We start from the raw sequence: 13106 nt of genomic DNA on the forward strand, positions 1-13106 counted from the left end.
CGATAGCTCCGCTATCGAGACGCTCCGGCGCCTTGCGATGCACCGCACCAGACGCCGCGGCCTTTCCGACCCCGACCCATCGGACAGGCCCTAGCAGCGACCAGCGCGCCTGACCCCGGGGGCGCCCGTTGGTCAGACGTTTTCAGGTTTGTAGCGGAGTGGACGCACTGGGCACCGAGAGTGAGCCTTGGCCATTGCTCCATGTCATGATCGCGGACGGGCCAACCCCTCTCCGACAGGACCATCCCATGCGAACCATCAGCGTCATCACCGCCGTACACGAAGGCGGCCACCACTTCATCGGTGACACCTATGAGTCCCTGCGTGAGCAAAAGCTCCCCGATGACTGGCAGTGGGAGTGGTGCGTGCAAGAGGACGGTACCTCGGGTATCCCCGCGAACAGCCTGCCCAGTGACCCCAGGATCACCTACGGGACCGGGCTGCGGGCACGCATAGCGGTGACGCGCACCCACGCCCTCGCGCGCGCGACGGGAGACCTGATACGGACGCTGGACGCGGATGATGTGCTGCTGCCCGGTGCGCTGGAGCGGGACATCGAGACCCTGGAGCGTGTGCCCTGGTGCGTATCCGCCTGCATCGACCTGCACGAGGACGGGAAGACGGCACCCGGTCCGTGCGACCCTCCGGGTGGGCGCTTGGAACCCGCGCGCTTCTATCACGAGGTGCTGGAGCGACGGCTGTCCGTTCAGGCGACCACATTCGCCGCTCACCGTCGCCTGGTGATGGCGCTCGGAGGCTGGCAGGCGCTGTCCGGAGCCGAGACGGTCGCTCTGCTCCTTGCCGCGGAGGCCGTGGCGCCCGGTGAGTTCATAGCGGAGCCGAGCGTCTTCTACCGTAAGCATCCCCACCAGACGACCGCCTCCGATCACTACTGGGAACCGACCGAAGCGGCCACGCGGACCGACGCGCTGGTGCAGCGGGCCCGCGCCCTGCGGGAGTCGGGGTGGGAGTGGCAGCAGATACGCCAGCATGTGAGCGGGTGAGGGCGGATGCCCTTGGTGCGCCGGGCCCGTCGGTGCACGAGGGCCCTCGCCCGCTTCCGTGACGTGCCGGGCTGCTGGGCGGCTATCGCACCCGCCTGACCGGGATGAGCGAGGGCGAGGCGCGGGCGCTGTTGTTCGCCTGGCTGCCCGGCCCGGCCGCCGACCTCGGGCTCGCACCGGAGGTGACGGCGGCACGGCTGAAGCTGCCGGCCGCACTGCCGACGGAACTGCGCGCGGTTCGACCGGCCTGCGGACTTCGACCTGGGCGCCTACTGGACCTCGTGTCTCGACGATTTCCTCACCCGCCGCTACACCGGCACAGCCACCATCCGCCTGTCCCCGCAGGGACGCCGTCGTCTGCCCGACAACGTCCCTCCGGAGCTGGTGCGGGCTGTGGACTCCACCGCGACCGCCGTCGGCGACGACGGATGGACAGAGGCGGTCATCCCGACCGAGAGCACCGCGCACGCGTGCGGTGAGCTGCTGCTGCTGCGGCTCGGCATCGACGTCGAGGTCGTCGGGCCGGCCGAACTGCGCCGGGCCATGGCCGACACCGTAGGCGTACTCGCCAGGGCCTACGGATCCGCCTGCGCGATGGAGAGGACCGGCCCATCCACCGGCACGATCGGATGAGACCGGACACACAAGGGTTTCGCGCCCAACAGTTCGCGCAACGGCTGGCGCAACGGTTCGCGTTGCGCCGTCGGGTGCGGCCGGTGAGGGCCGGCCGGCCGCAGAACCCGGTGGCCAGGCGTCTTCCGTGCCCGCTTACTTGTGGTCATGGAGGAAGGCCGGGATGTCGGCTCGGGTCGGGTAGTCGGGCAGCGGTGCGGGCTTGTCCTGGAGGAACGCGGTGATGACGGCGGCCGCCCGTCGGTCGTTGTCACCCAGGCCGTTCCACATGTGGTGGCCGACGCCGGGCATGTACTGGGTGCGCCGGATGGCAGGGTCGTCGGCGAGAACGGCTGTCGCCCACTGTCGGACCTGGGAGGAGCACTCGGCGATCATCAGCATCGCGGGTGTCCGGGAGCGCCTCAACTGCGGGGCGATGGCGGGGGAGTCCTTGAGCGTCTGCTGAACGCGGAGGCTGGCGGCGGCGCTGAAGGAGAAGTTCTGCGCCGTGTCCTCGACCGGGATGCGCTGCGCGTCCTTCGCGCAGTAGGCGGAGGCGGTGTCGCTGCCGAGATCGGCGGCGGTGAAGGCGTTGTCGCCCTCGGCCTGCCCCAACAGCCCGTTGTCCGGGCTGAGTAGTCCGAGCTGGGTGAAGCCGAACGCGACGGCGTACCGCGGGACGTCTGTGGAGCGCGGTCCGGCCATCGGAGGCGCGATGCCGCGAGCCGACGGTCGGCCCTTCTGCCCCGCGATCCGCGCGGTGGGGCCGTCCATCGGGCCCGGCTCGGCGATGATCGCGCGGTGCAGGTGTGCGGCGACGGCCGGATCGGTCAGCGCGCGGGTGAGCAGGACTGCGCCCGAGGAGAATCCCAGCACGTCGACGCGGCCCCTGCCGAGCCTGTCGACGAAGGCGCCGAGGTCGCGGACGGACCGGGTGATCGAGTACTGGTCCATGGGCAGCAGGTCGCTGCGTCCGCCACCGGCCTGCTCGTAGGTGTACACGTCGTAGCCCTCCCGCGTGAGCCGTTGCAGGAAGCGGTGGTCGAGCACCGAGATGCCGCGCACCGGCCCGCCGTTGAGGTAGACGAGCGGAACGCGGTGCCGGGGGCCGTTGCCGGTGGGCGGGTAGTGGTAGACCGCGACCCGGCTGCCGGTGGACAGGCCCCAGTGCTCGGTGGTCACGAACGGCAGGGCGGGCGGCTGGCGACGCGTCGTGGGAACGGTGGGGACGCACACCGACAGGGTCAGGGCCGCCGCGACGAACACCGGCAGTAACGGCGCCAGCCGCCCCCGCCAGGACCGGCGGCGGCCCCGCCACAGTGCCGCGACGACCGCGATCCCGGTGGTCGCGGACCACGCGGCGAACCCCGATCCCGCGCCGTCGGTGGCGACGAGCAGCGCCAGGAAGACGGCGACCAGCCCCACCACCGCGGCGATAGCCGCCAGCAGACGGCCGAGGAAGCGGACGGGCCGTCTGCGGAAGGGACTTATGCGCAAGGGACGTGCGGGGCGTGCGGTGGACGGTGGCATGGCGATCTCCCCCAACGTTTTAAAACGGCGTTTCAAAACGATGTTATCAGCATGGGTAGACTGCTCCTCGTGGGAAGGCCGAGAACGAACGACGCCGCCGTCAAAGAGCGGCTCGTGGCATGCGCGACCGAGATGTTCGCCACCCGTCCCCGGGAGTCGGTCACGGTCCGCGCGCTGGCCACCGCCGCCGGAACATCGACCGCGGCGGTGTACACGCTGTTCCAGGGCAAGGACGGACTGGTCCGCGAGGTGCGCGACCGGGCGGTCGCCGGCCTGTTCCAGGACCTGACGGCGGTGCCCACCTCCGAGGCCGCCCTTGAGGACGTGTACGCGCTGGCCGCCGCGTATCGCCGTTGGGGGCGCGAGCACCGCCACCTTTACACCGTGCTCTTCGGCGGCGCGCAGACCTTCGACCCATCGGGCGGGGTCGGCGACCACGACCCCGTACGACCGCTCCTCGCGGCGATCGACCGCGCCGTGGCGGACCGCACCCTCACGGGCGACACCACACTGATCGCCGTCTCGCTGTGGGTCGCCCTGCACGGACTCGTCACCCTCGAACTCGCCGGCGCCCTCGACGGCACCGCAGCCGAGACCGCGTTCCGCTCGACGATTCACGCCGTACTGCGCGGCTGGGCGACCCCCTGACGGGCAAGGGCACCTGAGTGCATCGTGGAACAGGTACCTTCTGCGCATAGTGGACCGCTGAGAGGCCCGACGGTGTCGGTGCGGTCGCCGGGTTCGCGACCGGTATGGTGCGCGAAGCTCCGGGTTTGAGCGAGCCCCAGCCGAGGAGGAACGGTGCCGCAGGAGCCGATGACCGCAACGCTCGGTCGCACCGCCGCCGCGGGACCGTTCTTCTCCGTGCGGACCGGCCCCGGAACACCCCGCGAGCAGGGCTTTCTCCCCCTGTCGGAGCTGTACCGAGGAGGACACCCGTCGGCACTGCGCCATCGTCTGAACACGGTCGCCACACAGCTCGGCACAGCGGACCGTCGGGTCGCCGCCTCCCTTGCCTACCAGGGACTCGCCGGGCGACTGTGGTCGATCGCTCTGGCACCCGCGGCGGTGGCCGGAGACCTCCCCGATCTCGACAGCGACGCGTTGTGGTGGCATCCGGACCGGAGCACACCGGACGAACTCTGGCTGCCCGCGCCGACCTCCTTGACGCCGGGCTTCGAGCAGAGCCTCGCGAGCCGGCTGCAAGCGGCGGTCCTGCACGCTCATCTGGTGCCGTTGCACCACGCCATCAGTGCCGAGGCCCGGCTCTCCCCCCAGGTGCTGTGGGGCAACGCCGCCTCGGCGCTGGTCGGCACCCTCCGTGTGCTGCACGACTGGTGTCGCAGATCGAGCCGACCGGATGCGGCGGATCGCGCCGTGGCGCTCACCGTCTGCCTGCTCGAAGACCCGCATCTGCGCGACACCGGAACCCTGGATCCCACCCTTCCGGCATTCTCACGACGCAGCTGCTGCCTGTACTACCGCGTACCCGGCGGCGGACTGTGCGGAGACTGCGTGCTGCGGCGGGCTCGGCGACAGGAAGGGCCCAGCCGCTGAGCGCGGCGGGCAGTCGAGTGCAGAAACACGTACGTGGGGCCCGTCCGATGAATCGAGGGACTCGGTCAGCCGGTCCCTCCGCTCACTCGGCGATCCCGCGGGTGAGGACCACGACGGTGACGAACCTGCGGTAGAGCCGGATCGGGTCGTCGTCGGTCAGCCGCACGGTCACCGCGTCGAGACGTTCGACGCCGGTGATCCAGGTGGCCATCTCGGCCAGGTCCGGATTGCGCAGTCGTACGGTCAGCGTGGCCGGGAGCGCGATACGCGGCGGGGCGGCCTGCGGCAGGGCCCGTACGGCCTCGTACGCGGCCTTGCGAATCGTCTCCCGTGCGTCGAGGGGGTGGAGGCTGTCCGCCGCGAACCGGGACACCGAGGACTTGACCACGGCGCTGCGGATCCCGGGGCAGAAGGGCTCGATCTCCGCGGCCGTCGTGTCGTCACCGGTGATCAGCACCACGGGCACGCCGTGGCCGAGCGCGACCAGGGCGTTGATGCCGCTCTCCCCGGCGACCACTCCGCCCAGACGTACCTCGCTCACGGCCCGTGGGTTGTAGGTGTGCGACAGCGTGGCCGGGGTGCCGGACATCGAGCCGTGGTAGGAGACGAAGAAGACCGCGTCGAACGAGTCGTCCAGGCCCTGCATCATGTACAGCGGCTTGTGCCGTCCGGACAGATAGCGGCTGCGGCCCGCGAGGGCGTCCGGCCGGAGATTGGCCATCGTCGAGTGTGCGTCATTCACCAGGAACTCGGTCGCGCCGCCGGCCCGCGCTCCCTCGATCGCGGCGTTGACCTCGTCCTGCAACAGGCCGCGGAAGTAGGCGTATTCAGGCTCCGAGGGTCGGCACTGCGACCAGTCCACCACGCCTGCGGTGCCTTCCATGTCAGAGGAGACGAAGATTTTCACGGCACACGCTCCCTGGTGCAGTGCGAACCGGGCCGATGCCCGCGCCCGTTGCCGGTGATGGCCCCTCCAGTTATGGGGGAGTCGGCCGGAGCACGGCCAGAGCGTCCTTTCAGCCAGTCGGACGCCCGCCCGCCACATCGTCATCATCGGCACTGCCCGGCCTCCGAGGAGGAACGAGGCGACTCACCGTCGTGGACGACCGATCACCGCTCCCCGCCGTCATCAATTGGGGCCACCCGCCCCGGGATTCGGCGGCTCGGGCATGATCAGGAGCATGTCCACCGCTCCTGATCCCGCCGTCCTGTACCCCGACGTTGCGGCCTGCGGCAGCCTCGCCGCAGCGCTCCGGGCCGAGGCGGAAGCCCGTATCGGCCCCGTGCCCGTCACCTCGCCCGACTCCGCTCCGCTGCTGTACGCGACCGTCGCGAGCACCCTGCCGCACCGCGCGCCGCTGCAGATCAGCGCATGGCGGCACGAGCGGCGGTGGTCGATCCGCGGCGAGGAACCGTTCCAGAGCCTGGCCCTCATCGACGGAGGGACGGACGATCTGGCGGAGGTCGCCAGGGCCGCCAGGGCCTGGCACGACGGGGCGGCCCTGAACGACATCCGCCGGGCGGCCCACTTCGTGCACCTGACCGGCCGGTTCGAGGTGCCTGACCACGATCCCGTGCGCCTGACGGAATCCGAGTGGCAGGGCATGCGCCACAAGGCCGGAGAGCTGGAGTGCTGGCAGGAGACGTACCAGGCCCTGATCGAGGCGGCGTACGCCGAGCCGGCGCTGCGCGCCCTCTATCCGTTCACGAGCCACTGGGTGCTGCGCTTCTCGACCACCACTCGCCCACGCCTGACCATTGTCGGACCGTGCCTGTCCGCGAACAGCGACGGCACGTACGGAGTGGGCAAGGGTTTCATCAGCCAGGACCTCGGCCAATTCGCCACAGCGCACGAGGCCGTGGCACTGGCCGTGGACCAGCTGCCGTCCGACCTCGGTGCGGTCTCGCTCGGCGGATGACCCGCCCGGCACCAGAGCCCGATGGTGCCCGGCCGCGGACGCGCACGTGGCGCCCTGACCGGACCACCGCGCAGCGGGTGCTGGCTCGTCCATGGCCACCGGCGCCCTGACCGTCGTACTCGCCGCAGCAGGCCCGCCGGTGGCCCGGTGTCGGCAGCCGACGACGAAGAGCGAGTGGTGGACCATGGCGGGCTGCCGCCGTCGGGCCGTGACGGCGGCAGCCCGCCTCGCAGGGTTCAGCCCTTGCGGGGGGAGAAACCGCCGTCGGCGTCGCCGTGGGCCGTGCAGTCCATGTCGCGGTAGCGGTCGACGAAGGTGCCGGTGAGGCCGGTGAACGCGTCGTAAGAATGGTCCAGGGGCAGGTCTTTGCTCACCCTGAACCGCAGCTGCACGTGGACGGACTCGCGGGGCTTCAGCGTCTTCGGGCCGGGGAGGGTGCCGCCGGCGTCTCCACCGGGCTTGCGCAGCATCTTCCAGGCGCGCTGCGAGGTGTCCCAGTACTGCAGATCGCCGTACGGGCTCAGGTCGCGTTCGCCCTCGTTGTAGACGTAACTGCCCAGCTTGGCGCTGAGTTCGAACGACTTCAGCTCCTTCGCCGAGGCGTTGGTGAGCGTGGCGGTGTAGGTCGTCCAGCGAGTGCCGAGAGTGATCGACTTGGGTATGCCGAACACGCGGCCCACGAAGGTGTTGTTGTGGTACTGCCCGTAGGCGGTGTCGAGGTCGTAGCACGTCGGGATCTCCTCGGCAGGGGCCGCCTGGGTGGCGGGCGCGGTGGCCACCGCCAGGGGGAGCAGGGCGGCCGTCGCGGCCGAGATCGACAGGGCGCGGCGCAGTTTCATGAAGATCTCTTTCCCGGTTCTTCGGATCCTCGGGGCCTTTGCGTCCAGTGCCATTGAGTTCACAAGTTCTCAGGCCGGGGATCCTTGGGTTGTCAGACTCTTGGAGAAGTGGTTCGGCTTACGCGGCGACGTCCGTGGCGTCCGGCCCGGTCGCGCCCTTCCGGCGGCGTACGCCGATGACCGCACCCGCGCCGAGCACCATCGCGGCTCCGCCGGTGAGAGCGATCGTCGGGAGCGCGGACGAGGAGCCGGTCGCGGCGAGGTGGGCGCCGCCCTGCGGGCCGACGCCGCCGGTGGAATCGGAACCACCCGTACCGCCGCCGGACGCGGCGCTCTGGCTGGGCTCGGCCGTGCCACCCGGCTTGCCCTCGCCCGGCTCACCCGGCTTGGTGCTCGGGGGCTGCGTCGGCTTCGCGCCCACGGGGAGGATGGTGAAGTCGTACCAGGCTTCCTTGGCCGAACCGCAGGAACCGTCGCGGTTGCGGTAGTCACCGGCGGCGAGCGCGTATCCGGCGCCGGGCTCGGCGTCCTTGACCGCGCGGGTGCGCAGCTGGAGCGTGAGGGTGCTGCGCGGGCCGATGGCGAACGAGCCGAACAGGTCGTCGGGCGCCGCGTCATGGAAGGTCTTCCACTGCCCCGTCTTGGCATCGCGGTACTCGGTCTCCAGCTCCCAGTACGGCCGGTCGACGTCTTCGGCGGAGGACACGAGCAGGAAGGGCTGGACCTCCGCCAGGGGCTTGCCGGTGGTGTTGGTGAGCGTCATGGAGAAGGGGGTCCAGGCGCCGCCGGCGGTCAGCTGGGGCGGCAGCTCGTGGACGGCCACGTGCAACTGGTCGGACTCGAACGCGCAGGACTGACCCGGGGCAGCGGCCTCGCCCGGCCGCTGAGGCCCGTCCGGGCTACCCGTTCCGCCGCCGCTCGTGGCGGAATCCGCTGGCCGGTCCGCCGGTGTTGCGGCATCGGGTAAGTCGGGGGAGGCGGGCGTGCGGGGCCCGGCCTCGGACACCGGTTCCGTTGCGAACGCGGCGGCGGGCGCGGCCAGTACGGCGGCGGGAGCTATCACGGCAGCCGCCGCGGCGGCTGTCAGGGCGCGGCGAATCTTCATCCAGCAGACCTCTCGGATCATCCCAAGTGCCGCCTGGGCAGCACAGGTTGACGTTCGTCAGTTCAGGCCATGCATGACGCATGGTGTGTCCGAGCGCGCTCGCAGACTTGCGTACCCGCGCACACCTGCGCCTCCTGCAAGAGGACTCGCACGGCGAAAAGGTTGCGCGCTCAAGTCGCTGAAGTGACGCATAAGGGGGAGGTTTGCTGGGATTTCCGTCTTGTCCGGGACGTACTGGGCGAGCGTTCGCGTGGGGTGCCGCTTCGGCACTGCGACTCACCGATCGAGCGGGCGGCATCGGTCTGCGGCCGCTCCGGTACCGGCGACCAGCGGCCGACGGTAACCGCTGGGACGGCAACGGGCTCGTCATGGGAGCCGAAGTCACCACTCCGGCGGCCAGCTGGTCCTGCACGGATTCGTGTCGGCTCGCGGCGGCGGGGCTGACTCAGCCGCCGTTACTCGCTGTCGTCGGCGCGCAGGGTCAGGTCGAGGAGGCCGGGGAAACGGGCGTCGAACTCCTGGCGGCGAAGGCGGTTGAGGCGTTTGGGGCCTTGGTCGCGCTGTTCGACGAGACCTGCGTCGCGCAGGACCGAGAAGTGGTGGCTCTTGGCGGCCCTGCCGACCGGTACGTCGAAGTTGCTGCAGCTGAGCGTCCAGTCGGGGTGGCTCGCCAGATCGCGGACCAGCTGGATGCGCACGGGGTCCGCGAGCGCGGACAGGGCGGTGAGCAGGGGGACGTCGTCGGGGTGCGTGTGGACGGGTGCCGGGCGGTGCCCCCCGCCTCCAGCTTGGTCTGACATTTTCCTCCTCCGTGCCAGTGTTCGATGTCCATCGTACACTGCTAGTGTTCGCTTCTGATTGAACACTCAGAGAAGGGCGGTTCTACCTATGCGCGCAGTCGAGTTCCAGGAGTACGGCGGTCCCGAGGTGCTGCGGATCGTCGAGGCCCCGACGCCCGAGCCGGGGCCTGGCCAGGTGACCGTCGACGCCGTCTGGGCCGGGGTGAACTTCGCGGACGTCAAGGCGCGCGCCGAGGGATACCGGGTGGCGTCGCTGCCCTGCCGTCCCGGCTTGGAGGTCTCCGGGCGCATCCGGGCGGTCGGGGAGGGAGTGGAAGGGCTTGAGGTGGGGCAGGAGGTCGCCGCGCTCGTCGACGGCGGCGGCTACGCCGAAGTGGTCCTCGCCGAGGCCGCGACCGTCTTCCCGCTGCCCGCGGGGCTGGACCTGCGGACCGCGGCCACGCTGCCTACCGTGCTGCCGACCGCGTACGCCCTGATCCACGAGGTGGGCCGGCTGCGTACCGGGGAGAGCGTGCTGGTCCACGGCGCGGCGGGAGGCATCGGTACGGTGGCCGGGCAGATGGCCCGGGCGGCGGGCGCCGGCGCGGTGTACGGGGTGGCCTCCACCGACGCCAAGGCCGACTACGCGCTCAAGCACGGCTACGACCAGGTGTTCCGGCCCGGCACCTTCGAGACGGACGTCCGCCGGGCGACCGGCGGCAAGGGCGTCGATCTGGTCCTGGACCCGGTGGGCGGCGACACGCTGCGCCGCGGCCTGGATGCGCTGGCCGTCTTCGGGCGCCTGGTGTCCTTCGGCAACGCCAGCGGCGCCGAACCCTGGCGGGCCGGGCAGCCCGAACTGTACGCACAGGGCCGCTCCATCGGGGGCTTCTCCGTGCTCGCCCTTGCGCAGACCGCACCCGACGCCCTGCGCACGCTGACCGAACGCGCCCTGCGCACCGTCTCCGACGGAGCGGTCGTCCTCCCCGTCAGCGCAGAATTCCCCTTGTCGGAGGCGGCCGGTGCACACCAGCTCATCGGGGGGCGCGGCTCCATGGGAAAGCTGCTGCTGCGCATCGCGGACTGACCACCCACACGCCCGGACGGCGAGCTACCCGGGCAGGCGGCAGGCTGGAATCGGCTACGTACTCCGCGGCATGCCGGAGGGTGATCAGCGCTGACGTTGTCGCCCATCCCTCGTCTGGCCGTCGCGAGTAGCGGGGGGAGATGCCTCGCCCGACAGTGGGTGAGGAAGGTGATGGTCACCGCCTTTCTATCGCCAGAGGAGGCCGTTATGGATTCCCAGAAGGGCACATCCCAGTGCTCGGTCGACGTCCAGGTGGACGACGCGGGCCGCATTATCGTCAATGCGCCGGAGATTGCAGCGCAGCTACGAGAAGCCTGCTCTTCCTCGCCTGCCGTCGCGCGAACCGTGGTCAACAACGGCTGCAATCTCGTTCCCGGCTGCGGATCGGGTGGCCCGCCGAGGTAGCCAGCGGCCAGTCGCGACGCTTGCCTGCGGCCGGGGCTGGCCGAAGGCGATTCTGGCAGCTCTCTGTCGAGCGCCGTTCCCTTTCGTCAAAACATCGGGGCGTGACCCATGACAATTTCTGCCGACTCGTCCAGTCGCGCGCAAGAAGCCTTTCGGGAAGAACTCGTCGCATCTTTCACAAATGAAGCCCTGCACTTGATCATTCTGCCTACGGAGCAATGCAATTTCCGTTGCACCTATTGCTACGAGGATTTTGCGATCGGCCAGATGGATTCGTCCGTTGTGCAGGGCATCAAGCGGCTGCTGGATCAGCGGCTGGATGGGCTTCAGCGCGTGAACATCTCGTGGTTCGGCGGCGAGCCCCTTTTGGGCCGTGGAGTGGTGGAAGACGTATCGGCCCACATCACCGAGGCGGTGGCCCGCAGGCCGGGGCTGCAGTACGAGGCCGATATGACCACCAACGGCTATCTCCTCGACCTCGCGATGGCGGAGAAGCTGGCGGCGCTCGGCATCCGTTCCTACCAGGTTTCCCTGGACGGACCGGAAGCCGTACACGACGCCACTCGCGTCAGAGTCAACGGCAGCGGCTCATTTCAACGCATCTGGAACAATCTGCTGTCGATCCGGTCCAGCGGGATTGCGGTGCGCGTCATCCTGCGAATTCATCTCGCGCCCGCCACACTGCCAGGTATGCCGGACTTCCTCGCCCAGGTCCGTGACACGTTCCTCGATGATGAACGCTTCGCTGTCAGCCTCAGGCCGATCGAGCGAATGGGCGGACCCAACGACGAGTCCATTGACGTTCTCTCAGGGAGCGTGCGGTCCAAGGTCATTGAGGACCTTGAGGCGGTACTCCATGCCGGGCGGGGTACCTCGCGAGAAGCCGGAACAATGGATGTCTGCTATGCCGCACGCCCGAACTCGTTCGTCATTCGGGCCGACGGCAGCATCGCGAAGTGCACCGTGGCGCTCAACGATCCGGCGAACAGCATCGGACAGCTGCTGTCGGACGGCACGCTCCGGATCGACGACGAGCACCTGATGCCGTGGGTGCGCGGGTGGGCACGTCGCGACCGGGACTCCGTGCGCTGCCCGTACGTCGGTATGCCGCGTTCGGCACCGCCACTCCTCCAGATCAGTTCCGGCCCTCGATCACGAGCCGACGTGCGGAGTTAGACGGCACCTCATGTGGCCTGTGGCGCAGCCACCGCTGTGCGGCCGCTACTGCAGCAGCGCGGTGTGCGGATGCTCCGGCGACGCCGGACAGGCGTAGATCTGCTGGTGGTAGCCGCCGGCGAGGGAGGCCATGGTCGGTGTCGCCGGATGGGGGTGGGCGGTGAGCGAAGCGGCGGCGGCCTGGTCCTCGTACGGGACCCAGCTGAGGCGGTCCGGATCCCATTCGCTGGAGGCGATGGTCAGCATCGGCTGCATCCGGCTACCGCAGACGGCGCAGTGCTGGGGATGGGGATCGGTGACACTCCACGGTGCCCAGCCCCCGGCCTTCCAACCGGGCGCGACGGACAACGCGCGGTCGTAGAAGGCATCCTCGGCGCTGTCGTCAAAGCCGTCCGACTCGGCGGCGGCCTGCTGCCGGGCACTCCACTCCCTCACCCGCACACGCAGTTCCTCGTCCAGCTCCATGGCGGCGGGGTACTCGATGATCTGCTCGGGGGCGAGGAGGCAGGGCTCGGGCACGTAGTCGCCGTACTGGACCGCCGCCGGCTCCGGGGGCGCCGTGAGGACGTCGGCGACCTCGCTGGCGGAGCGCCAGAACAGCGCGACCCCGGGCATGTTCTCTTCCCGATGGTCGAAGGGACACCACAGCACCTGGAGCAGATCCGCCCCCTCGGGCGGGCGCAGCGCGGGCACGTCGCGCACATACAGCTGGGCGAGGGCCAGCATGGCGATCGGCCCGGTGGGGGTCGGGCGGCCGCGCTTGATCCGGTGCACCTCGGCCTGCTCCGCGGGGGTGTACGGCGGGCCGCCCGGCGGTCGGCTCCGGGCGGCCGCTTGGATCCGTCGCAGCTGCCGCACATCAGCCGGGGACCGCGCCGGCAGCAGGGCCGACACCTGGTGCGGACCCTCGCAGTGCGGCCACGGCTCACCGGCCGGCCACAACAGCGGCCCGCCGACCGAGCTGTCCCCGGGGGACGGCGACCCGGGTCGCGGGTGCAACCGGGTCGCCGTCCGGGCCAGCGGGGCCAGCTCGGGGAAGACGGCGGCGATGTCGGCGGGGCGTGACGGAGTGGTGCGGGGCACGTCGGCCTCC

The 13106-nt window shown here is 70.3% G+C and carries 14 protein-coding genes; 8 read left to right on the plus strand and 6 right to left on the minus strand.

Annotation, left to right across the window (positions count from 1 at the left end):
- Positions 1-248 precede the first annotated feature (248 nt).
- Both ACZ4NB_RS31710 and ACZ4NB_RS31715 read left to right on the plus strand, forming a co-directional pair.
- Complete coding sequence (locus ACZ4NB_RS31710) at positions 249-1004, plus strand: glycosyltransferase family 2 protein (RefSeq protein WP_467666491.1); 756 nt, start codon at positions 249-251, stop codon at positions 1002-1004.
- 357 nt (positions 1005-1361) lie between these two features.
- Entirely contained in the window at positions 1362-1637 is a 276-nt protein-coding gene (locus ACZ4NB_RS31715; protein ID WP_467666558.1) for a WCX domain-containing protein, read from the plus strand.
- A 135-nt stretch (positions 1638-1772) separates the two neighbouring features.
- Here the strand turns inward: ACZ4NB_RS31715 and ACZ4NB_RS31720 are convergent, their stop codons facing one another.
- On the minus strand, positions 1773-3146 hold the full coding sequence (locus ACZ4NB_RS31720; protein ID WP_467666492.1) for an alpha/beta hydrolase: 1374 nt from the start codon (positions 3144-3146) through the stop codon (positions 1773-1775).
- 69 nt (positions 3147-3215) lie between these two features.
- Here ACZ4NB_RS31720 and ACZ4NB_RS31725 point away from each other — a divergent pair, with 69 nt between their 5' ends.
- Positions 3216-3794, plus strand: coding sequence for a TetR/AcrR family transcriptional regulator (locus ACZ4NB_RS31725; protein ID WP_467666493.1), 579 nt, complete (start codon positions 3216-3218; stop codon positions 3792-3794).
- 168 nt (positions 3795-3962) lie between these two features.
- Positions 3963-4703, plus strand: coding sequence for a (2Fe-2S)-binding protein (locus ACZ4NB_RS31730; RefSeq protein ID WP_467666494.1), 741 nt, complete (start codon positions 3963-3965; stop codon positions 4701-4703).
- A gap of 82 nt (positions 4704-4785) precedes the next feature.
- Here ACZ4NB_RS31730 and ACZ4NB_RS31735 read toward each other — a convergent pair whose 3' ends face one another.
- Positions 4786-5610 carry a M55 family metallopeptidase gene (locus ACZ4NB_RS31735; protein ID WP_467666495.1) on the minus strand — a complete coding sequence of 275 codons (825 nt, stop codon included), beginning with the start codon at positions 5608-5610 and terminating at the stop codon, positions 4786-4788.
- Positions 5611-5884: 274 nt separating this feature from the next.
- Between ACZ4NB_RS31735 and ACZ4NB_RS31740 the strand changes: the two genes are divergently transcribed.
- Positions 5885-6622, plus strand: a complete 738-nt coding sequence (locus ACZ4NB_RS31740) for a DUF6193 family natural product biosynthesis protein (protein ID WP_467666496.1) — start codon at positions 5885-5887, stop codon at positions 6620-6622.
- A 236-nt stretch (positions 6623-6858) separates the two neighbouring features.
- On the opposite strand, the gene ACZ4NB_RS31745 is transcribed toward ACZ4NB_RS31740, so the two are convergent.
- The 3 genes from ACZ4NB_RS31745 to ACZ4NB_RS31755 form a co-directional block, all read right to left on the minus strand.
- Positions 6859-7461: a hypothetical protein gene (locus ACZ4NB_RS31745; protein ID WP_467666497.1), complete on the minus strand. Its 603-nt coding sequence runs from the start codon at positions 7459-7461 to the stop codon at positions 6859-6861.
- Positions 7462-7579: 118 nt separating this feature from the next.
- Entirely contained in the window at positions 7580-8284 is a 705-nt protein-coding gene (locus tag ACZ4NB_RS31750; protein ID WP_467666498.1) for a hypothetical protein, read from the minus strand.
- 737 nt (positions 8285-9021) lie between these two features.
- Complete coding sequence (locus ACZ4NB_RS31755) at positions 9022-9366, minus strand: ArsR/SmtB family transcription factor (protein WP_467666499.1); 345 nt, start codon at positions 9364-9366, stop codon at positions 9022-9024.
- Between the two features lie 88 nt (positions 9367-9454).
- Here ACZ4NB_RS31755 and ACZ4NB_RS31760 point away from each other — a divergent pair, with 88 nt between their 5' ends.
- The 3 genes from ACZ4NB_RS31760 (at position 9455) to ACZ4NB_RS31770 (ending at position 12013) form a co-directional block, all read left to right on the plus strand.
- Positions 9455-10432: a quinone oxidoreductase family protein gene (locus ACZ4NB_RS31760; RefSeq protein ID WP_467666500.1), complete on the plus strand. Its 978-nt coding sequence runs from the start codon at positions 9455-9457 to the stop codon at positions 10430-10432.
- A gap of 207 nt (positions 10433-10639) precedes the next feature.
- Positions 10640-10837, plus strand: coding sequence for a hypothetical protein (locus ACZ4NB_RS31765; RefSeq protein WP_467666501.1), 198 nt, complete (start codon positions 10640-10642; stop codon positions 10835-10837).
- A 108-nt stretch (positions 10838-10945) separates the two neighbouring features.
- Positions 10946-12013 (plus strand): radical SAM protein, encoded by a 1068-nt coding sequence (locus ACZ4NB_RS31770; protein WP_467666502.1) that lies wholly within the window; start codon positions 10946-10948, stop codon positions 12011-12013.
- Positions 12014-12058: 45 nt separating this feature from the next.
- On the opposite strand, the gene ACZ4NB_RS31775 is transcribed toward ACZ4NB_RS31770, so the two are convergent.
- On the minus strand, positions 12059-13096 hold the full coding sequence (locus ACZ4NB_RS31775; protein ID WP_467666503.1) for a hypothetical protein: 1038 nt from the start codon (positions 13094-13096) through the stop codon (positions 12059-12061).
- Positions 13097-13106: the final 10 nt, after the last annotated feature.

Source organism: Streptomyces sp. NPDC026575 (genome assembly GCF_055567415.1).